The 19,052-nt window shown below is 71.5% G+C and carries 14 protein-coding genes; 7 read left to right on the top strand and 7 right to left on the bottom strand.

Translation table 11 applies throughout. The features are described from left to right. Positions 1-4 precede the first annotated feature (4 nt). Both K244_RS0116520 and K244_RS0116525 read left to right on the top strand, forming a co-directional pair. Positions 5-2,737, top strand: coding sequence for a TIGR02302 family protein (locus K244_RS0116520; RefSeq protein ID WP_020187395.1), 2,733 nt, complete (start codon positions 5-7; stop codon positions 2,735-2,737). A 70-nt stretch (positions 2,738-2,807) separates the two neighbouring features. After that, the gene (locus K244_RS0116525; protein WP_020187396.1) at positions 2,808-3,161 is read left to right on the top strand and encodes a cupin domain-containing protein; all 354 of its coding nucleotides are present in this window, start codon (positions 2,808-2,810) and stop codon (positions 3,159-3,161) included. Between the two features lie 184 nt (positions 3,162-3,345). Here K244_RS0116525 and ggt read toward each other — a convergent pair whose 3' ends face one another. Next, complete coding sequence (gene ggt / locus K244_RS0116530) at positions 3,346-5,094, bottom strand: gamma-glutamyltransferase (protein WP_020187397.1); 1,749 nt, start codon at positions 5,092-5,094, stop codon at positions 3,346-3,348. 127 nt (positions 5,095-5,221) lie between these two features. Between ggt and K244_RS0116535 the strand changes: the two genes are divergently transcribed. Then, a complete protein-coding gene (locus K244_RS0116535) occupies positions 5,222-5,932 on the top strand; it encodes a tetratricopeptide repeat protein (RefSeq protein ID WP_020187398.1) in 711 nt (236 codons plus the stop codon). A 37-nt stretch (positions 5,933-5,969) separates the two neighbouring features. On the opposite strand, the gene K244_RS0116540 is transcribed toward K244_RS0116535, so the two are convergent. From K244_RS0116540 to K244_RS0116565, 6 genes are all read right to left on the bottom strand, one after another. After that, a complete protein-coding gene (locus tag K244_RS0116540) occupies positions 5,970-6,734 on the bottom strand; it encodes a 5-oxoprolinase subunit PxpA (RefSeq protein WP_020187399.1) in 765 nt (254 codons plus the stop codon). Positions 6,735-6,750: 16 nt separating this feature from the next. Further along, on the bottom strand, positions 6,751-8,034 hold the full coding sequence (locus K244_RS0116545) for an MFS transporter (RefSeq protein WP_020187400.1): 1,284 nt from the start codon (positions 8,032-8,034) through the stop codon (positions 6,751-6,753). Between the two features lie 52 nt (positions 8,035-8,086). Then, on the bottom strand, positions 8,087-8,908 hold the full coding sequence (locus K244_RS0116550; RefSeq protein ID WP_020187401.1) for a putative hydro-lyase: 822 nt from the start codon (positions 8,906-8,908) through the stop codon (positions 8,087-8,089). Between the two features lie 16 nt (positions 8,909-8,924). Then, positions 8,925-9,932 carry a biotin-dependent carboxyltransferase family protein gene (locus K244_RS0116555; protein ID WP_020187402.1) on the bottom strand — a complete coding sequence of 336 codons (1,008 nt, stop codon included), beginning with the start codon at positions 9,930-9,932 and terminating at the stop codon, positions 8,925-8,927. Next, positions 9,929-10,678, bottom strand: a complete 750-nt coding sequence (locus tag K244_RS0116560) for an allophanate hydrolase subunit 1 (RefSeq protein ID WP_020187403.1) — start codon at positions 10,676-10,678, stop codon at positions 9,929-9,931. The genes K244_RS0116555 and K244_RS0116560 overlap by 4 nt, the downstream gene beginning before the upstream one ends. A 148-nt stretch (positions 10,679-10,826) precedes the next feature. Further along, the gene (locus K244_RS0116565; RefSeq protein WP_020187404.1) at positions 10,827-11,729 is read right to left on the bottom strand and encodes a LysR family transcriptional regulator; all 903 of its coding nucleotides are present in this window, start codon (positions 11,727-11,729) and stop codon (positions 10,827-10,829) included. Positions 11,730-11,905: 176 nt separating this feature from the next. On the opposite strand from K244_RS0116565, the gene ilvD reads away from it, so the two are divergent. The 4 genes from ilvD to K244_RS0116585 all read left to right on the top strand — a co-directional run bounded on the left by ilvD (position 11,906) and on the right by K244_RS0116585 (position 19,011). Next, the gene (ilvD, locus tag K244_RS0116570) at positions 11,906-13,753 is read left to right on the top strand and encodes a dihydroxy-acid dehydratase (protein WP_020187405.1); all 1,848 of its coding nucleotides are present in this window, start codon (positions 11,906-11,908) and stop codon (positions 13,751-13,753) included. 181 nt (positions 13,754-13,934) lie between these two features. Then, a complete protein-coding gene (locus K244_RS0116575) occupies positions 13,935-14,582 on the top strand; it encodes a TetR/AcrR family transcriptional regulator (protein ID WP_020187406.1) in 648 nt (215 codons plus the stop codon). Then, complete coding sequence (locus tag K244_RS0116580; RefSeq protein ID WP_020187407.1) at positions 14,579-15,880, top strand: efflux RND transporter periplasmic adaptor subunit; 1,302 nt, start codon at positions 14,579-14,581, stop codon at positions 15,878-15,880. The genes K244_RS0116575 and K244_RS0116580 overlap by 4 nt, the downstream gene beginning before the upstream one ends. A gap of 2 nt (positions 15,881-15,882) precedes the next feature. Continuing rightward, positions 15,883-19,011 carry an efflux RND transporter permease subunit gene (locus tag K244_RS0116585; protein WP_020187408.1) on the top strand — a complete coding sequence of 1,043 codons (3,129 nt, stop codon included), beginning with the start codon at positions 15,883-15,885 and terminating at the stop codon, positions 19,009-19,011. Positions 19,012-19,052: the final 41 nt, after the last annotated feature.

Below are 19,052 nucleotides of genomic sequence, written 5' to 3' on the forward strand. Positions count from 1 at the left end.
GCGTTTGAACGAGACCCAGCCTGACCCGCGCGGCGCGCGCGGGGCCCTGATCGACCGGCTGGTGCGGCGCGCCCGGCTTGCGCTCGTGTGGGAAGGCGTCTGGCCGGCGCTGGCCGCAGCCCTCACCGTGGTCGCGCTGTTCCTCAGCCTGTCGTGGTTCGGCCTGTGGGACGCGCTGCCGCCGCTCGGCCGCATGACGGGCGTGGCGCTGTTCGCGCTCGCCGGCCTCGCCGCTTTCGCGCCCCTGATCCGCATCGCCGCGCCGGGCCGCGGCGACCTCCTCGCCCGCATCGACCGCGCGAGCGGCGTCGCGCACCGGCCCGCCACCAGCCTCGACGACCGGCTGGCGCCGACCACCGGCGACGATCCGCTCACCCGCGCGCTCTGGCAGGCCCATCGCGACCGCGTCGAGGCCGAGGCCCGGCGCTTGAAAGCGCCCGCGCCCGCGCCGCGGCTCGCCGCGCGTGACCCCTACGCGCTGCGGTTTCTCGTCGGCCTCGTGCTGGTCGTGGCCTTCTCGGTCGCCGGCGGCGATCGCGCGGCCCGGGTGTTGACCGCTTTCGACTGGACCGCGCCGGCGGCGGAGGCGACGCCCGCCCGCATCGACGCCTGGGTCGCCCCGCCGGCCTACACCGGACGCCCGCCGATCTACCTGACGGCCGGCCGCCCCGCCTCCGCGCCTGATCCACGCGCCGCCGCGGCCCCCGACGCGCCGCAGGCCGCCGAGGCGGTTCGCGCGCCGACCGGGTCCATCCTCGTCGTGCGCGCCGCAGGCGGGTCGGCGGACATACGGGCGACCGGAGGCGTCGAACCGGTCGAACTGCCGGGAAAGACGCCGGACGGAGTGGTCGAGCGCCGCTTTAAGCTCACGGGTGAAGCCGAGGCGACGGTGGAGACCGCGGGCGCCGAGCCGCGCGTCTGGCGCTTCGCGGTGATCCCCGACCAGCCGCCGACGATCGCGCTCGCGAGCCCGCCCCAGCGCAACGCCCGCGGCACGCTGACGGTCGCCTACGACGTCAAGGACGACTACGGCGTGGCCGGCGCCGAGGCGCGCTTCGCCCTCCGGCCGACGCCCGCGCCCAAACCGCTGTTCGGGCAAAAGGCCTCGACCGAGGAGCCTGTGGCGAAGCGCCCGCTCTACGACGCGCCGAAGGTCGCGCTTGGCCTGCCTCGCGCCCGGGCGCGGGAGGGCCAGGCCCAGACGCCGCTCGACCTGATGGAGCACCCTTGGGCCGGCGCCGACGTCGTCATGACGCTGCACGCCCGCGACGAGGCCGGACAGGAGGGCGCGAGCGCCGCGACGCCGCTGCGTCTGCCGGCGCGGCCCTTCACCAATCCGCTCGCCCGCGCGCTGGTCGAGCAGCGCCGGGACCTCGCGCTCGACGCCAACGCAAAGCCCAAGGTGGCGCAGGCGCTGCAGGCGCTGATGCTGCTTCCGGAGGAGTTCACGCCGCAGGCTTCGATCTATCTCGGCCTGCGCACCGCCTACCGCCGGCTCGAACTCGCCCACGCCGACGATCAGCTGCGCGAAGTCGCGGACTACCTCTGGCAGATGGCGCTGCGGATCGAGGACGGCGATCTGCCTGAGGCCGAGAAGAACCTGCGCGCCGCCGAGGAGGCGTTGCGCAAGGCGCTTGAGAACGGCGCCTCCGAGCAGGAGATCGCCAAGCTCACCGAGGACCTGCGCAAGGCGCTCGACCAGTTCATGAAGGAGCTGGCGCAGAAGGCCCAGCAGCCGAACAGCCAGGCGCAGAAGAGCCCGAACGGCGCGCAGGCCGTGACGCCGCAAGACCTGCAGAAAATGATCGACCGGATGGAGCAGATGGCGAAGTCCGGCGCGCGCGACGCGGCCCGACAGGCGCTGAACGAGCTCCGCCAGATGCTCGACAACCTGCAGACCGCCCAGCGCCAGCAGCAGGATCCGAACAGCCAGGCGCAGCAGCAGCAGCTCGACAAGCTGCAGGACATGATCCGCGACCAGAGCAAGCTGCGCGACAAGACCTTCCAGCAATTCCGCCAGAATGAGCGGGCCGACCGCAACCAGCGTGGCCAGCAGGGCCGCCGTCAGCCGGGCCAGCAAGGCCACAAAGGCGAGCAGGACCAGATGGGCGCGCTCGCCGAGCAGCAGCAGGCGCTGCGCGACAAGCTCGACCAGCTGATGAAGGAGATGCAGGACGGCCAGCAGCAGCGGCAGGGCCAGCGGCGGCCCGGCCAGCAGCAGGGTCAACAGCCGGGGCAGCAGGGGCGCCAGCCCGGGCAGCAGGGCCAGGGCCGGCAGCCCGGTCAGGGTCAGCAAGGCCAGCAGGGCCAAGGCGAGCAGGGCGAGGGCGAGAACGCGCTGGGCGAAGCCGGCCGGAGCATGGGCGACGCCCGCGGCTCGCTCGGCCAGGGCGAGACCGGCCAGGCGCTCGACGACCAGGGCAAGGCGCTGGAGAACCTGCGCAAGGGCGCGCAGAACCTCGCGAACCAGATGCAGGAAGGCCAACAGGGCGGCGAGCCGGGCCAGCAGCCGGGCGAGGGCGCGCAGGGCATGCGGGAAGGCGAGGGCGGCCGCGACGACGATCCGCTCGGCCGCCCCGTCCGCCGCCGCGAGAGCGACGGAACGACGACCAAGGTGCCGGGCGAGATCGAGGCCCAGCGCGCCCGTCGCGTGCTCGAAGAGCTCCGCCGGCGGCTGGGCGAGAACGAGCGCTCGCGCGACGAGCTCGACTACCTGGAGCGCCTGCTGACGCCGTGAGGCCGACTGCGCCGTTTCCTTTGACCGCGGCGGAACGCAGTCGCCCGCCGCGCGGCTTTCGGACAGATCGATGGCGCCCGGCAATCTCCTGACCCCGCTTCCCGACGCCTCCGCCGAGGAGCAGTTCGCGGACGTCCTGACGCGGCCGGGCTGCCGGATCGAGCGGATCGTGTCGCAAGGCCAGACCACGCCGGCGGACCGGCCCTACGGGCAAAGCCACGACGAGTGGGTGCTGGTGCTGGCGGGCGCCGCCCGGATCGAGACGACCGCGGGCGAGACCGCGCTGTCGCCCGGAGATCACATGCTGATCCCGGCCGGCGTCGCGCACCGGGTCACCTTCACCGACCCCGACCAACCGACCGTCTGGCTCGCCGTACATTTCGAGGCCGAGCGCTCTGAAACGTCGTCGCGCGCGGCTCCCTAAAGCCGTCCGAGTTTGTCGACCCAATGAACCACGCCGTCATTCCGGGCGAAGTCCCGGAATCCATAAAGCCCGCCGGTTGAGAGCAGCCTCGACCGGCGGGCTTATGGGCCCCGGGACAGGCCCGGGGCGACGGCGGTGCGTGACGCGCCGTCGCGTTCACCTGACGTGAAACCCTCAAAGGCGCTCAGTCCCCGCTCGCCACGCCCTCGCGGCGGGGGTCCGCGGCGCCGAGCAGGCCGTCGTGCGTGATCTCGATCGCTTGGGTCCCCGAGGTCAGGTCGGTCGCGACTGTCCGGAAGCCGAGCGCCTGCAGCGCGGGCGCTAGCGCTTCCGCGGAGGTGCCCGCCTCCAGCTCGAAGGGCCCGAAGCGGTTCACGAGGTTGGGCAGGGCGATCGCCTGGGCGATGTCCATTCCCCAGTCCAGCCGCGCCACCAGCGTCTTCGCCACATAGCCCGCGATCTGCGATCCGCCGGGCGAACCGAGCGCGAGCAGGGGCCGGCCGTCCTTCAGCACGATCGTCGGCGCCATGGTGGAGCGCGGGCGCTTGCCAGGCTCGACGCGATTCGCGACCGGCGTCCCGTCGCGGTGGCTGCGGAAGGAGAAGTCGGTCAGCTCGTTGTTCAGCAGGAAGCCCCGCGCCATCAGCCGGGAGCCGAATCCCGCCTCGATGGTGGTGGTCATGGAGACCACGTTTCCCTCAGCGTCGACGGTCGACAGATGGCTGGTCGCCGGCAGGTCCAACGCCGCGCCGTCGACGAAGGCGTGCGAGAACTTCGGCCGTCCCGGAGGCGCCTCGTCGAGCGCGCGGGGGCCGGAGAGCAGCCGGGCGCGATCGGCGAGATAGTCGCGGGCGAGCAGGCCGCGGGTCGGCTGCGGCACGAAGGCGGGGTCCGCGACGTAACGCTCGCGGTCGGCGAAGGCGAGGCGGGAGGCGTCGCCGATCAGCCGCCAGGCCTCGGCGCTCGCAGGCCCGAGCCCCGCGATGTCGGCGGGTGCGATCATCCCCAGAATCTGCGCGACCGCGATCCCGCCGGACGAGGGCGGGCCCATGCCGCAGACCTCGTAAGAACGGTAGGGCGCGCAGACCGCCGCGCGCTCGACGACCTGGTAGCGCGCGAGATCGCCGGCGGCGAGCAGGCCGGGATTCGTAGGCGCGAAACGCACGGCCTGCACGAGGTCGACGGCGATCGGTCCTTCGTAGAAGGCGTCGGCGCCGCCGTCGCGGAGCGCCTTGAGGGTCTCGGCGTAGGCGGGGTTGCGGAGGGTCTCGCCCGCCCGGAGCGGCCGGCCGCCGGGGAGGAAATAGGCCGCCGTCGCCGGGATCCGGGCGAGGCGCTCCGCGTCGTCGGCGATCTGCGCCGCGAGCCGGGGCGAGACGGCGAAGCCCTCCTCGGCGAGACGCAGCGCCGGACTGAAGAGCTCCGCCCAGGGCAGGCGGCCCGAGCGCTGGTGCAGGCGCTCCAGCAGCCGCGGCGTTCCCGGCGTCCCGACCGAGCGGCCGCCGATGACGGCGTCCAGCCGCGACAGCGGCTCGCCGCGCTCGTCCTGGAACAGCGTCGGCGTGGCCGCCGCCGGGGCCGTCTCGCGGCCGTCGAATGTGGAGAGGCGTTTCTCCGCGGCGCTCCACACCAGGGCGAAAGCGCCGCCGCCGAGGCCTGAGGACTGCGGTTCGACGAGGCCGAGCGTCAGCTGCGCGGCGATCACGGCGTCCGCTGCCGAGCCGCCGGCGCGCAGCATGGCGACGGCCGCGGCGGTGGCGTGGCCGTTCGCGGTCGCCGCCATGAAGCGCTGCGCGCGCACGAGCGGCTTGGGCGCGAAGCCCGTCGCGATCTCGGGCGGCGCGCCCTCGGAGGCGTGCGTCGCGTCGCGAGCCGCAGCGGGGGCGACAGCGATCACGGCGAGAAGGGGCGCGAGGCGCAAGAGCGAACGCATGCGGGCCGTCCGGAAGGGCATGCTCAGATCATAACCTGGATCAATCTGTTAACCGCCCATTAGGGTTAACGGATTATGACCTCAAACGGGGCGCCTCCGGGACGGCGCGGCTGTTCGAGGCTCGATCATGCTCTCCAGCGCCACGCTCGCGTTTGGCCGGTTCGCGGCGGTCGCGCTGTTCGCCGTAGGGCTCGCCGGCTGCAAGACGGACGGCGACGTCACGGGCTCCATCTTCAAGACCAGCGCCTCGCGCGAGATCGCGACGCCCGAGGCGAAGGACGCGCAGCTGCGCAAGATGGCCGCGTCCTACGGCGCGTCCTACGCCAAGAACCCGAACGACGCGGCGACGGCTTACGCTTACGGGGCGACGCTCCGCGCGCTCGGCCAGAAGGCCCAGGCGCTGGCCGTGCTGGAAAGCGCGAGCATCAAGAACCCCTCGCAGAAGCAGATCCTCGGCGCCTACGGCCGTTCGCTGGCCGACGCCGGCCGGCTGGAGGACGCGCTGAACGTGCTCGGCCGCGCCCATGCGCCGGAAAACCCGGACTGGCGCATCCTGAACGCGCAGGCGGCGATCCTCGACCAGCTCGGCCGCAGCGGGGAGGCGCGGGGCTACTATGAGGCGGCCCTGAAGATCGCGCCCGGCGAACCCGCCATCCTTTCGAACCTCGGACTGTCCTACGCGCTGAACCGCGACCTGCCCAAGGCCGAGCAGGTCCTTCTGCAGGCGGCGGCGAGCCCGCGGGCGGACGAAAAAGTGCGGGCCAACCTCGCGATGGTGCAGGGGTTGAGGGCTGGCAAGCCAGGCCTCGCGATGAAGCGGGCGGCGCCCGCGGGCTGAGTCCAAGGGCTGCATTTTCGGCCGGCCGTCGAAACGCTCAGGCCGCTGCGAACGCCGCCAAGTCGACGCCCGCCGCGCGCAGGCGTTCGCGGACGGCCCTCGCCATCGCCACGGCGTGATCGGAATCGCCGTGGACGCAGATCGAGCGGATCGGGGTTTTCAGCCGCGCGCCCGACGTCGTGACGATCGCGCCCTCCTCGACCATGGCGATGGCGCGGTCCGCGGCCTCGTCGGCGTCCTGCAGCAGGGCCCCCGGCTGGCCGCGCGCGATCAGTTGGCCGGCCTCGTCGTACCCGCGGTCGGCGAAGATTTCCTGGTGCACGGCGAGCCCCGCCGCCTCTCCGGCCGGGACCTGCGCGGTCAGGGCGATCGCGAGCAGCGCGAGCGTCGGGTCGACCGCCTTCACCGCTTTCGCCACGGCGTCCGCCACCTCGCGTTCGGCGGCGGCGAGGTTCGCGAGCGCGCCGTGCGCCTTCACGTAGGTGATCCGGTGGCCGGCGTAGGCCGCGAGCGCCTGCGCCGCGCCGACCTGGTAGGCGACCAGCCGCTCGATCTCGGCGGCCGTGAACGGCATCCGCCGGCGGCCGAACCCCCAGAGGTCGGGGAAGCCGGGGTGGGCGCCGACGGCGACGCTCTTGGCCTTGGCCATGGCGAAGGTGCTCGCCATGATCTCCGGGTCGCCGGCGTGAAGGCCGCAGGCGACATTGGCCGAGGTGACGACGTCGAGCATCGCGCCGTCGTCACCGCAAACGTAGGCCCCGAAGCCCTCGCCGAGGTCGGCGTTGAGGTCGATGGTCGGCATCGGCTGGCTCCTTACGTCAGCTCGCGGCGGCCGCCGGGGCCGCGGCGGTCTTCAAGTCGCTCGCGGTCTCGTCGGCTTCGAGCTCCCGGCCGGCGGTCTCCGGCAGCAGCAGCGCCGCGATCACCACGAGCGTGTAGGCGCCCACCGCCATCACCCCGATCGCCACGCCGAGTGTGAGCGAACCACTCAGGTAACCGACGAGCGCGGGGCAGATCGCGCCGACGGCGCGGCCGAAGTTGTAGCAGAAGCCTTGCGCCGAGCCTCGCACCCGGCTCGGGAACAGCTCGCTCAGGAAGGCGCCCATGCCGGAGAACACGCCGGACAGGAAGAAGCCCAGCGGGAAGCCGAGGAACAGCATTGCGGTGTCGTTGATCGGGATCAGCATGTAGCTCGACACCAGCACGCCGGCGCAGACGCCGAACAGGATGAAGCCCTTGCGCCGGCCGATCCGGTCTGACAGCCAGGCGCTGGTGAGATAGCCGATGAAGGAGCCGAGGATCAGCACGAGCAGGTAGCTGCTGGTGTTGAGCACCGAGAGGTTGCGCTCGGTCTTGAGGTAGGTCGGCAGCCACGTGGTGACGGCGTAGTAGCCGCCCTGCATGCCGGTCGCGAGCAGGCTGGCGAGCATGGTGCGGACGATCAGCGGACGCGAGAAGATCTCGAGGAAGTTGCCCGTCTCGCCGCGCTCCAGCATGCGGGCCTTGGTGTCGGTGTAGACCTGCGGGTCCTGCACCTTGCGGCGGATGTAGAAGATGATGACGGCGGGCAGCGCCCCCATCCAGAACAGGATGCGCCAGGCGAGCTCGGGCTCCACGAAAGCGAACACCGCCCAGTAGGCGATCGCGGCGCAGGCCCAGCCGACCGCCCAGCTGCTCTGCACCAGGCCGACCGCCTTGCCGCGGTAGCGCGCCTGGATCGACTCAGCGATCAGCACCGATCCGACCGACCATTCGCCGCCGAAGCCGAAGCCCTGCATGGCGCGGGTGAACAGCAGCTGCTCGTAGGAGTTGGTGAACCCGCTCAGCACCGTGAACACCGAGAACCAGGCGACGGTGAGCTGGAGGACGCGGACCCGGCCGAAGCGGTCCGCCAGCACGCCTGCGGCCCAACCGCCGATGGCGGAGGTTATCAGGGCGGCGGTCGCGATGTTGCCGGCCTCGGTCTTCGAAAGACCCCACACAATAGCGAGCGTCGAGATCATGAAGGTGTAGATCATGTAGTCGAACGCGTCGACGCCGTAGCCCGCGAAGGCCGCCGTCAGGACGCGCCTCTCGCTGGCGTTCGTGTCTTTCAGCCACATCGAAGCTCTCCCTTGAGGGTCGCGTCCGGGCGCTCCGGACCGCGGCGTGAGATCAGACGAAGGCGAGGTCCCGGTTCAGAAGATCCGTGATCAGCATCAGGCCGGGGGCATGGGTGACGCACAGCGCGGGCTTGGCCGCCATCGCGACGGCCTGCGGAGTGACGCCGCAGGCCCAGAACACCGGCATCTCGTCCGGCAGGATCGCGACGGGATCGCCGAAGTCGGGGGCGGCGATGTCGGCGATCCCGATCAGCGAGGGATCGCCGATGTGCACCGGCGCGCCGTGCACCGCCGGAAGGCGGCCGGTGATCTGGATCGCGCGGATGGCGTCCGCGGCCTTCATCGGCCGCATCGAGACGACCAGAGGTCCATGGAACGGGCCGGCCGCCGTCGTGGGGATCGAGGTCTTATACATCGCGACGTTGCGGCCCTCCGCGACGTGCCGCAGCGGCACGCCGGCGGCCAGCAGCGCGTCCTCGAACGAGAACGAGCAGCCGATGACGAAGGTGACGAAGTCGTCGCGCCAGATCGCCTCCAGATCGGCGACCTCGGCGGTCAGTTCGCCATGCTCGAACACGCGATACCCGGGCGCGTCGGTGGCGAGGTCGAGATCGAGTCCGAGGGCGGGAAGCCGCCGCGATCCCGGTTCGGACACCCCGAGCAGCGGGCAGGGCTTGGGATTCGCCTGGCAGAAGCGCAGGAAGTCGCCCGCGAGGTCCGCGGGGAGGATCATCAGGTTGCCCTGCACATGGGCGGGGGCGAGGCCGACGGTGTGCCCGGTCCAGGTGCCGCTGCGGATGGCGCGGCGGGCGTCGGCCGCTGTGCGAAACGGCGTCGCAGGGGCGAGGCTGGCGTGAGCGACGGGCTGGTTCATGAGGCTCTCCATTGCGTCACGCGGTGACGCCGTCGATGAGGTTCAGGCCGAGCAGGAATTCGGAGCTGAAGGCGGTGCGAACGACCGGATCGAGGCGGATGGCGGGCTCCAGCGCGTCGCGCTCCGCGCGGCGGGCGGCGACGGCCTCCTCGATGGAGACCGCCGCGAAGCGCACGACGCCGCCGGCCTGGACCTGGGCGAGGCGGCCGAGGTCGGCGCCGATCACGGTCGCGATCTTGGGGTAGCCGCCGGTGGGCTGGCGGTCCGCCATCAGCACGATCGGTAGCCCGTCGCCTGGAACCTGGATCGCGCCCATGGCGATCCCGTCCGAGACGATGTCGTGGCCCGCCGCATGGCGCAGCGGCCGTCCCTTGAGGAAGCACGCCATGCGGTCGCCGCGCGCCGTCACGGTCCAGCCCTCGTTGAGAAAGGCCTCGATGTCGTCCGGGGCGAAGGCGTCCGCCTGGGGGCCGAGCACGACCCGGATGCGGTCCGGACGGCGGTCGAGCCAGGGGACGGTCATCGCAGCGGGCTCGCCGACGCTCGCGCGGGCGTCCTTGAGAGTGAGCGCGTCGCCGGCCCGCAGGGCGCGACCGTCGAGCCCGCCGAAGCCGGAGCGGGTGTGGGTGGCGGCCGAGCCGAGGGTCGGGGCGACGTCGATCCCGCCGCCGACGGCGAGATATCCCCAAGCGCCGTTCGCGCCGGCCTTCAGCGTCAGGACGCTGTCGGGTTTCAGCGTCAGAGCGACGTTCGACGGCAGCGCCCGGCCGTCGTGTTCGATTCGGAAGCCGCCGCCCGCGATCGCCACGTCGAGCGGGCCCTCGGCCGCGACGGAAAGCCCGCCGACCGAGACCTCGACCGCGGTGGCCCCGAGGTCGTTTCCGAGCGCCCGGTTGGCGGTCGCGAACGCCAGCGGGTCCATGGGCCCCGCCGGCGTCACGCCATAGCGCATGTAGCCGTGGCGTCCCGCGTCCTGCAGCGTCGCTCCGGCGCCGGACAGGATCTTCAGCCGCGCCGTCGTCATGGCCGGGGCTCCGCACGACGGGCGACGACCTCGCCGGCGCCGGCCCGGCCGTCGAGTTCGGCGAAGGTCGCGGCGTCGACCGCCTCGAAGCGGAGCGTGTCGCCGGCCTCGAACAGAAAGGTCGGGTCGCGCCGGGCCGAGAACAGCCGCTCGGGCGTGCGCGCGAGCACGTACCACCCCGTCGGCATCGGGAAGGAGGCGACCGCGGCGAGGCCGCCGCCGATCATCAACGCGCCCTCGGGGTGGGGCGGGCGCGGCGTCGGTCGGCGCGGCAGGCCGAGGGCCTGCGGCAGCCCGCCCAGATAGGCGAAGCCGGGCGCGAAGCCGTACATGTAGACGCGGTAGTCGGCGCCGGAATGCAGCGCCACGACCTTGTCCGACGCGAGCCCGATTTTCTCGGCGACTTCGGCCAGGTCCTCGCCGAAGGCGGGGTCGTAGCAGCAGGGCACGATCCAGGCGCGGCCGGGCGCACGTTCGGCGGCGTCGGCCCGGCTCAGATCCTTCACCGCCTCCACCAGCGCGCTGCGGTCAAGCCTCAGCGGGTCGTAGTGGATCATCAGCGAGCGATAGGTCGGGACGGTTTCGGTGACGCCCTCCGGCGTCCGCGCGCGCAGCGCGGCGTCGAGCGACAGCACGCGGTCGTTGACCGCCGGGTCGACCGTCGCGCCGAACTCGACCACAAGCGCGGCCTCTCCGGCGTCGAGAAAGCGAGGCGTGTTGGCGTCCGATGACGGCGTCTCGGTCATGGCGCGCCTCCCCAGCGGCGGTCGGGCGAGTGCGGGACGATCGGCCATCAGGCCAGTGCGTCTGTCGCTTGCCCAGGATTGCAGCAGCGTGATCGCCTGCCCCGATTTTCGCCAATCGTGATTGCGGATCAGCGGCGATAAGCCCTCATTATGGCGCGGGAGGCGCCGCCGCGAAGGCGCCGGCGACCTCCTGGGCGATCCGCGCGGCCTGCTCCGCCAGATGCTGACCGGGGCGATTGGCGTAGGTCGCCGTGAAGCCGATCGGCGACAGCCGCACCTCGGTCGGCGCCACCACGAGTTCGCCGGCCGCGATCTCCTTGCGCACGATCGCCGGCGGGATCACGCAGATCCCGAGCCGCTCCATCGTCATCTTTACGATTGTGGCGAGCGAGGCGCTGGTGTGGATCTGGGGCGGCGGCCCGCTCGCGCGCAGGATCAGGTCGCGGAGCTCCACGTAGGGGCTGGTGTTCTTCGGGTAGGTGATCAGCGGGTGGCGCAGCAGGTCGTCGAGAGCGAGCGTGCGGTCGCAGTCCAGGAGCTGCGGCGAGGCGATCCACGCCACGGGCGTGCTGAACAGCGGGCGGTTCACGAAGTCCGGCAGGGTGATCGGGCCGACGAGGAGCGCGAGATCGATCTCGTTGGCGAGCAGCGCGCCCTGCATGTTGGTGGAGATGTCGACCGAAATGTCGACCGTGACGCCGGGATAGACCGCGCGCAGCCGCTCCACGAACGGAATCAGCCAGAGGTGCACGATGGTCTCCGACACGCCGAGCCGCAGCGCGCCGGTCATGGTCTCGGGGCTCGCAAGGTCGGCGGTCATCTCGGCGCGCAGCGCGAGGAAGCGCTCGGCGTAGGCCAGCACCCGCCGGCCGGCGTCGGTGAGCGCGACGTCCCGGGCGCGCCGCTCGAGCAGCGGCCCGTACTCCTGCTCGAGCGCCGCGATGCGCTGGGAGACGGCCGGCTGGGTGGTGTTCACCTGCTCGGCCGCGCGGCGAAAGCTCGCGAGCGTCGCCACCCAGTAGAAGATCTCGAGGCTGCGCAGGTCCGCCATGGGGCGAGGCTCTCCGGACGCGGGTTCGGCCAGCATGCCCCGCCGGCCGCCGCCCGTCATGCGCCGCGCGGGACGCAGGGCCCAAGGCCCGCACGCTCGACGGCGGGGCGCGGAGGTCGTAAATCCCTGCCCCAAGAGAACGATCCAGAAGAACCGGACCTCCGAGGACAGCCGAGATGCCCGCCTACCGCTCCCGCACCACCACCCATGGCCGCAACATGGCCGGCGCCCGCGGGCTCTGGCGCGCCACCGGCATGAAGGACAGCGACTTCGGCAAGCCGATCATCGCGGTGGTGAACTCGTTCACGCAGTTCGTGCCCGGCCACGTCCACCTCAAGGACCTGGGCCAGCTGGTCGCGCGCGAGATCGAGAAGGCGGGCGGCGTCGCGAAGGAGTTCAACACCATCGCCGTCGACGACGGCATCGCGATGGGCCACGACGGCATGCTCTACAGCCTGCCGTCGCGCGAACTGATCGCCGACAGCGCCGAGTACATGGTCAACGCGCATTGCGCGGACGCCATGGTCTGCATCTCGAACTGCGACAAGATCACGCCCGGCATGCTGCTGGCGTCGCTCCGCCTCAACATCCCCACCGTGTTCGTGTCCGGCGGCCCGATGGAGGCCGGCAAGGTCGTGCTGAAGGGCAAGGAGGTCGCGCTCGACCTCGTCGACGCCATGGTCGCGGCCGCCGACGACCGCGTCGCGGAGGAGGACGTCGCGAAAATCGAGCGGTCCGCCTGCCCGACCTGCGGCTCGTGCTCGGGCATGTTCACCGCGAACTCCATGAACTGCCTGACCGAGGCGCTCGGCCTTTCGCTGCCGGGCAACGGCTCGACCCTCGCCACCCACGCCGACCGCGAGCGCCTGTTCGTGGAGGCCGGCCACCTGATCGTCGACATCGCCAAGCGCTACTACGAGAGCGACGACGCCAGCGTGCTGCCGCGCTCGGTCGCGAGCTTCAACGCGTTCGAGAACGCCATGAGCCTCGACATCGCCATGGGCGGCTCGACCAACACCGTGCTCCATCTGCTCGCGGCCTCCCACGAGGGCGAGGTCGGCTTCACCATGGAGGACATCGACCGGCTGTCGCGCCGCGTGCCGGTGCTCTGCAAGGTCGCGCCGGCGAAGGCTGACGTGCACATGGAGGACGTCCACCGCGCTGGCGGCGTCATGAGCATTCTCGGCGAGCTTGGCCGCGCCGGGCTGCTGCATCTCGACGAGCCGACGATCCACAGCGCGACGCTGGGCGACGCGCTCGCACGCTGGGACGTCGCGGTCTCTACAAGCGAGGCGGTCAAGACCTTCTTCCGCGCGGCCCCCGGCGGCGTGCCGACGCAGACCGCGTTCAGCCAGAGCCGCCGCTACGACGATCTCGACCTCGACCGCGAGAACGGCGTCATTCGCAGCGCCGACCACGCCTTCTCCAAGGACGGCGGTCTCGCCGTGCTCTCCGGCGACCTCGCGCTTGACGGCTGCATCGTGAAGACCGCGGGCGTCGACGAGTCGATCCTGAAGTTCTCCGGCCCGGCCAAAGTGTTCGAGAGCCAGGACGACGCCGTGAGCGGCATCCTCACCGGCAAGGTGGTGGCCGGCGAGGTGGTCGTCATCCGCTACGAAGGCCCCCGCGGCGGCCCCGGCATGCAGGAGATGCTCTACCCCACGAGCTACCTGAAATCGAAGGGCCTTGGCAAAGCCTGCGCGCTCGTCACCGACGGCCGCTTCTCCGGCGGCTCGTCCGGCCTCTCGATCGGCCATGTCTCGCCGGAAGCGGCGGAGGGCGGCCTGATCGCGCTCGTCGAGGACGGCGACATGGTCGAGATCGACATCCCCGGCCGGTCGATCCGGCTTGCGGTCGAGCCGTCTGTGATCGCGGCCCGCCGCGCGGCCGAGATCGCCCGCGGCGCCGACGCCTGGAAGCCGAAGGCGCGCAAGCGCAAGGTCTCCGCCGCGCTGAAGGCCTACGCCGCCTTCACCACCAGCGCCGCCCGCGGCGCCGTGCGCGACGTCGACCAGGCGCGCTGATCCGAAGCGCCCGAAAGGTCGGCCGCGTGACGCGCGGCCGTCTCTGATCGCGAATCCCGCAGGTCAACGCTGACCTCTCCACGCTCGGCGCGTCGCGGCGCTGGGCATGGCCAAGCTTTACCTCTTGGCCGGTCTGTGCCAAAAAGTGCGAACGAACGTTCGCTCTTTTCCGGGCCGCCATATGAACGACATGACCCCGCCGCTCGGACTGCGGGCCCAGCGCCAGGAAGACCAGAGGCGGCGGATCCTCGACGCCGCGATCGCCTGTTTCGCCCGCGGCGGCTTTCACGCCACCGGCATGCAGGCGATCTGCGCGGAGGCCGGCATGAGCCCGGGCGGGCTCTACCGTTACTTTCCCTCCAAGGAGGCGATCATCGAAGCGATCGTCGAGCGCGACCGCGCCGACATCGCGCCGCAGCTCCTGCCGCTGCTCGAGGTCGACGACGTGGTCGGCGCGCTGATCGACACGGCCCGCGCCTTCATGACCGGCAACCTGATGCCGGAGAGCCTCGTGATCTTCCCCGAGCTGAACGCCGAGGTCGTGCGAAATCCCGCCGTCCGAGCGATCTCGGAGCGCTGTGAGGACGAGATGCGCGACATCCTCGTCCGCGTGCTGGAGCGCGGCATGAGGCTCGGCAAGATCGACCCGGCGCTCGACGCGCTCGACGCCGTGCGGCTGCTGATGGCGATGACCGACGGCGTGCTGATGCGGCTCCTGATCGAGCCCGGCGCCAAGCTCGACGGCTTGATGCCGATGTACGAGAGGGCGATCCGCGCCTTCCTGGCCCCGCAGTCGCCGCGCGCCGCGCAGACTGAGGCCCGCTTATGAACGCTCCCTTGCGCACCCGCCCGGACGTGGCGGCTCCCGCCGAAACCACGCCGCCCGTCCGTCGCCGCCGTCGCTGGCCCTGGGTTCTTTGCGCGCTCGCCGCGCTCGGCGCCGGCGCGTTCCTGTTCAAGGACAACGTCGCCCGATACGCCGCCGAACGCGAGGCGCCGTCGCAGGCGGCGGAATCCGCCGCTCCGGCGGCGAAGCCCATTTCGGTCACGGTCGCGACGGCGACGCGACGTGAGATCGCGCAGGTCGAGCAGGTCACCGGAACGCTGGTCGCCCGCGACGAAGTGCTGGTCGGCGCGCAGATCGACGGGCTTCGGCTCGACGAATACCTCGTCGACGTCGGCGACCGGGTGGCTCAGGGCCAGGTGCTCGCGCGTCTCGACCGCGACATGCTGGAGACCCAGGCGCTGCAGAACGCCTCCTCGGTCGCCAAGGCCGAGGCCGCCATCGCGCAGGTCGAGGCTGCGATCGCCGAAGCCGAGGCTTCGCAGGTCGAAGCGGTGGCGTCGCTGAAGCGCGCCGAACAGCTCAAGGGCTCTGGCAACGTCACCGGCGAGACCCTTCAGGCCCGCCAGACGGCGGCCCAGGTCGCCGCCGCGCGGGTGAGGGCGCAAGGCCAAAACGTCAAGGTGGCCCAGGCCGAAAAGGCGCTGGCCGAAGCGCAGGGCCGCGAGATCGCGCTGCGTCTCGCGCGCACCGAGGTCCGGGCTCCCTCCGCCGGCGTGGTCGCAAGCCGCACGGCGCGGGTAGGCCAGATCGTCGGCATGTCCGGGGAGCCGCTGTTCCAGCTGGTGCGGGACGGCGAGATCGAGCTGAAGGCGGAGGCGACCGAGACCCGGCTGCACTCCATCGCCGCCGGCCAGCCGGCGCGGGTGACGGCGGCCGGCGTGCCGAAGCCGTTCGACGGTCAGGTTCGGCTGGTGGAGCCCACCGTGGACGCGACCACCCGGCTTGGCGTCGTGCGGATCGCGCTGCCGGCTGACGGCGCGCTGCGGCCGGGCCTGTTCGCGCGCGGTCAGATCGAGACCGCCCGCCGCGAGGGCCTGACGGTCCCGCAGTCGGCGATCCTCTATGGCGCCGAGGGCGTCACCGTGCAGGTGGTGAGGGACGGCGTCGTGTCCGAACGGCGTGTGACGCTCGGGCTGCAGGACGCCGACGGCGTCGAAATTCTCGAGGGGATAGCGGCGGGGGAGGCGGTCGTCGCCCGCGCCGGCGGATTCCTGCGCGACGGCGACCGCGTGGCGCCGGTGACGACGCCGACGGTGTCGGCTTCGGCGAGGGACCGATAACGATGGCCCTGAACGTCTCCGCCTGGTCGATCCGCAAGCCGATCCCGCCGCTGGTGCTGTTCGTGGTGCTGACGGCGATCGGTCTGTTCTCGTTCGCCTCGCTGCCGGTGACGCGGATGCCGAACATCGACCTGCCGCTCGTTTCGGTCACCATCAACCAGACCGGCGCGGCGCCGAGCGAGCTCGAGTTGCAAGTGACGAAGCGCGTCGAGACCGCGGTCGCGGGGCTCGCGGGCGTCAAGCACATCACCTCCTCGATCGGCGACGGCGTGTCCGTCACCAGCATCGAGTTCCAGCTCGAGACCCAGGTCGACCGTGCGGTCAACGACGTGCGCGACGCCGTCACCGGCATCCGCACCGACCTGCCGCAATCGATCGAAGAGCCGCTGATCCAGCGCATCGACATCGAGGGCATGGCGATCTCGACCTACGCAGCCTCGGCCCCGGCGATGACGCCGGAGGAGCTGAGCTGGTTCGTGGACGACCGCATCGTCCGGGCGCTGCAGGGCGTACGCGGCGTCGCGCAGGTCAAGCGCGAGGGCGGCGTCGACCGCGAGATCCGCGTCGCGCTGGACCCCGCCCGCTTGCAGGCGCTGGGCGTCACCGCGGCGGACGTCAACGCGCAGCTGCGCGCCACAAACGTCGACCTGGCGGGCGGCCGCGGCGAGGTCGGCGCGCAGGAGCAGACCGTGCGCACGCTCGCCGGCGCGCTCACCGTGGAGCGTCTTGCGGAGGCGCGCATTTCCCTGCCGGGCGGGCGCGAGGTGCGCCTCTCCGACCTCGGCACGGTGCGCGATGGCTCGGCGGAGCCCCGCGCCGCCGCCCGCCTCGACGGCAAGCCGATCGTCGCCTTCGGCGTCTACCGCGCCAAGGGGTTTTCGGACGTCGTGGTCGCGGAGGCGGCGAAAGCGAAGCTCGACGAGCTCGCCGCGAGCTATCCCGACGTGACGATCACGCCGATCGACACCACGGTCCGCTACACCAAGGCGGATTACGAAAGCGCGATGCACACGCTGATCGAGGGCGCGGTGCTCGCGGTGATCGTGGTCTTTCTGTTCCTGCGCGACGTGCGGGCGACGCTGATCTCGGCGCTCGCGATCCCGCTATCGATCCTGCCGACGTTCTGGGTGATGGACACGCTCGGCTTTTCGCTCAACGGCGTCAGCCTGCTCGCGATCACGCTGGTCACGGGCATCCTGGTCGACGACGCCATCGTCGAGATCGAGAACATCGTGCGCCACATGCGCATGGGAAAGTCAGCCTACCGCGCTTCGATCGAGGCGGCGGACGAGATCGGTCTGGCGGTGGTCGCGACCACCGCCACGATCATCGCGGTGTTCATGCCCGTGAGCTTCATGGGCGGGATCGCGGGACAGTACTTCAAGCAGTTCGGCATCACGGTGGCGGTCGCCGTCGCCTTCTCGCTGCTGGTGGCGCGGCTCATCACCCCCCTGCTGACCGCCTACTTCCTGCGCGACCATGGCGCCCATGAGGAGCGGGACGGCGTCATCATGCGCGGCTACACGCGCGTTCTCGCCTGGTCTGTGCGCTGGCGTTTCGTCACGGTCGGCGCGGGCGTCGCGCTGTTCGTAGGCTCCGTCATGCTGGCGGGTCTGCTCCCCTCGGGCTTCCTGCCCGAGAACGACACCTCGCGCTCGATCCTGAAGATCGAGCTGCCGCCGGGTTCGACGCTCGACCAGTCCGAGGAGGTCGGCCAGCGCATCACCCGGTTGCTGCTGGCGCGGCCCGAGGTCGCCTCGGTCTACGCCTCCGTCGGTTCGGGCGCGCAGGCGGGGCCGATGGCGGCGTCGGGCGAGGTCCGCAAGGGCGTCCTGATCATCAATCTCAAGCCGCGCTCCGAGCGGACCTTGAGCCAGAAGCAGTTCGAGGGCGAGGTGCGCGGCCAGCTCGCGGCGATCCCGGACATTCGCAGCAACTTCGGCAACGACGGCGGCCAGCGCGAGTTCACTTTGATCGTCTCCGGCTCGGACGGCGCGGCCGTGGAGAAGGCGGCGGTGGCGCTCGAAAAGGAGACGCGCGCCTCCGTGCCGGGCCTGCTCAACGTCGTCTCCACGGCCGCGATCGACCGGCCGGAAATCCGCATCGTCCCCAAGCTCGACGAGGCGGCCCAGCTCGGCGTCTCGGTCGCGCAGATCGCGGAGACCGTGCGCGTCGCGACCATCGGGGACGTCGAGCAGAACCTCGCCAAGTTTTCGGCGGGCGACAGGCAGGTGCCGATCCGCGTCCAGCTGGACGAGGCCGCGCGCGCCGACGTCGCGACCTTCGAGAACCTGCGCGTGCGCCGTGACGCCGGCGGAAGCGTGCCGCTATCCGCCGTCGCCGACGTGAGTTTCGGCAAGGGTCCCACGAGCCTCGACCGCTACGACCGCGACCGCCGCGTCGCGATCGAGGGCGACCTCGCTCCGGGCGTCGCGCTCGGCACGGCTCTCGAAGCGGTCAAGGCGCTGCCCGCGGCGAAGAACCTGCCCGAGGGGGTGACGTTGAAGGAGTTCGGCGACGTCGAGATCATGAACGAGGTGTTCTCGGGCTTTGCGATCGCCATGGGCGCCGGCGTGCTTCTGGTGTTCGCGGTGCTCGTGCTGCTGTTCGCCGACGTCGCCCAGCCCATCACCATCCTGATGTCGCTCCCATTGTCGATCGGCGGGGCCTTCGTCGCGCTGCTGCTGACCGACAACTCGGTCAGCCTGCCGGTCGTCATCGGATTTCTGATGCTGATGGGCATCGTGACCAAGAACGCGATCCTGCTCGTCGACTTCGCGATCGAGGAGGTGGCCCGCGGCGTCGATCGCACGACGGCGCTGATCGACGCGGGCCGCAAGCGCGCCCGGCCGATCGTGATGACGACCGTCGCCATGGCGGCGGGCATGGTCCCCTCGGCGCTTGCGCTCGGCGAGGGCGGCTCCTTCCGCGCGCCGATGGCGATCGCAGTGATCGGCGGCCTGCTGGCCTCGACCCTGCTCAGCCTGGTCTTCGTGCCGGCGGTCTTCACGATCATGGACGACCTCAGCCGCCTGTTCGGCTGGATCTTCGGACGTTTCGTCGGCCCGAAGGATGAACCTGAGACGGGCCCGCGCGCCCTGCCGCGCGAGACGCTCCGCGCAGCGGAGTGACCACGCTCGTCACGCGGCTTTAGGGCGTGCAAAAACGCGCT

Origin of the sequence: Methylopila sp. 73B, from assembly GCF_000526315.1 — a bacterium.
GTDB lineage: Bacteria > Pseudomonadota > Alphaproteobacteria > Rhizobiales > Methylopilaceae > Methylopila.

Coding starts and splice junctions, on each gene's coding strand:
- K244_RS0116560 (WP_020187403.1), bottom strand. CDS start 10,678: ATGACCGAGACGCCGTCATCGGACGCCAACACGCCTCGCTTTCTCGAC.
- K244_RS0116545 (WP_020187400.1), bottom strand. CDS start 8,034: ATGTGGCTGAAAGACACGAACGCCAGCGAGAGGCGCGTCCTGACGGCG.
- K244_RS0116585 (WP_020187408.1), top strand. CDS start 15,883: ATGGCCCTGAACGTCTCCGCCTGGTCGATCCGCAAGCCGATCCCGCCG.
- K244_RS0116525 (WP_020187396.1), top strand. CDS start 2,808: ATGGCGCCCGGCAATCTCCTGACCCCGCTTCCCGACGCCTCCGCCGAG.
- K244_RS0116540 (WP_020187399.1), bottom strand. CDS start 6,734: ATGCCGACCATCGACCTCAACGCCGACCTCGGCGAGGGCTTCGGGGCC.
- K244_RS0116535 (WP_020187398.1), top strand. CDS start 5,222: ATGCTCTCCAGCGCCACGCTCGCGTTTGGCCGGTTCGCGGCGGTCGCG.
- K244_RS0116550 (WP_020187401.1), bottom strand. CDS start 8,908: ATGAACCAGCCCGTCGCTCACGCCAGCCTCGCCCCTGCGACGCCGTTT.
- K244_RS0116575 (WP_020187406.1), top strand. CDS start 13,935: ATGAACGACATGACCCCGCCGCTCGGACTGCGGGCCCAGCGCCAGGAA.
- ilvD (WP_020187405.1), top strand. CDS start 11,906: ATGCCCGCCTACCGCTCCCGCACCACCACCCATGGCCGCAACATGGCC.
- K244_RS0116565 (WP_020187404.1), bottom strand. CDS start 11,729: ATGGCGGACCTGCGCAGCCTCGAGATCTTCTACTGGGTGGCGACGCTC.
- K244_RS0116555 (WP_020187402.1), bottom strand. CDS start 9,932: ATGACGACGGCGCGGCTGAAGATCCTGTCCGGCGCCGGAGCGACGCTG.
- K244_RS0116580 (WP_020187407.1), top strand. CDS start 14,579: ATGAACGCTCCCTTGCGCACCCGCCCGGACGTGGCGGCTCCCGCCGAA.
- ggt (WP_020187397.1), bottom strand. CDS start 5,094: ATGCGTTCGCTCTTGCGCCTCGCGCCCCTTCTCGCCGTGATCGCTGTC.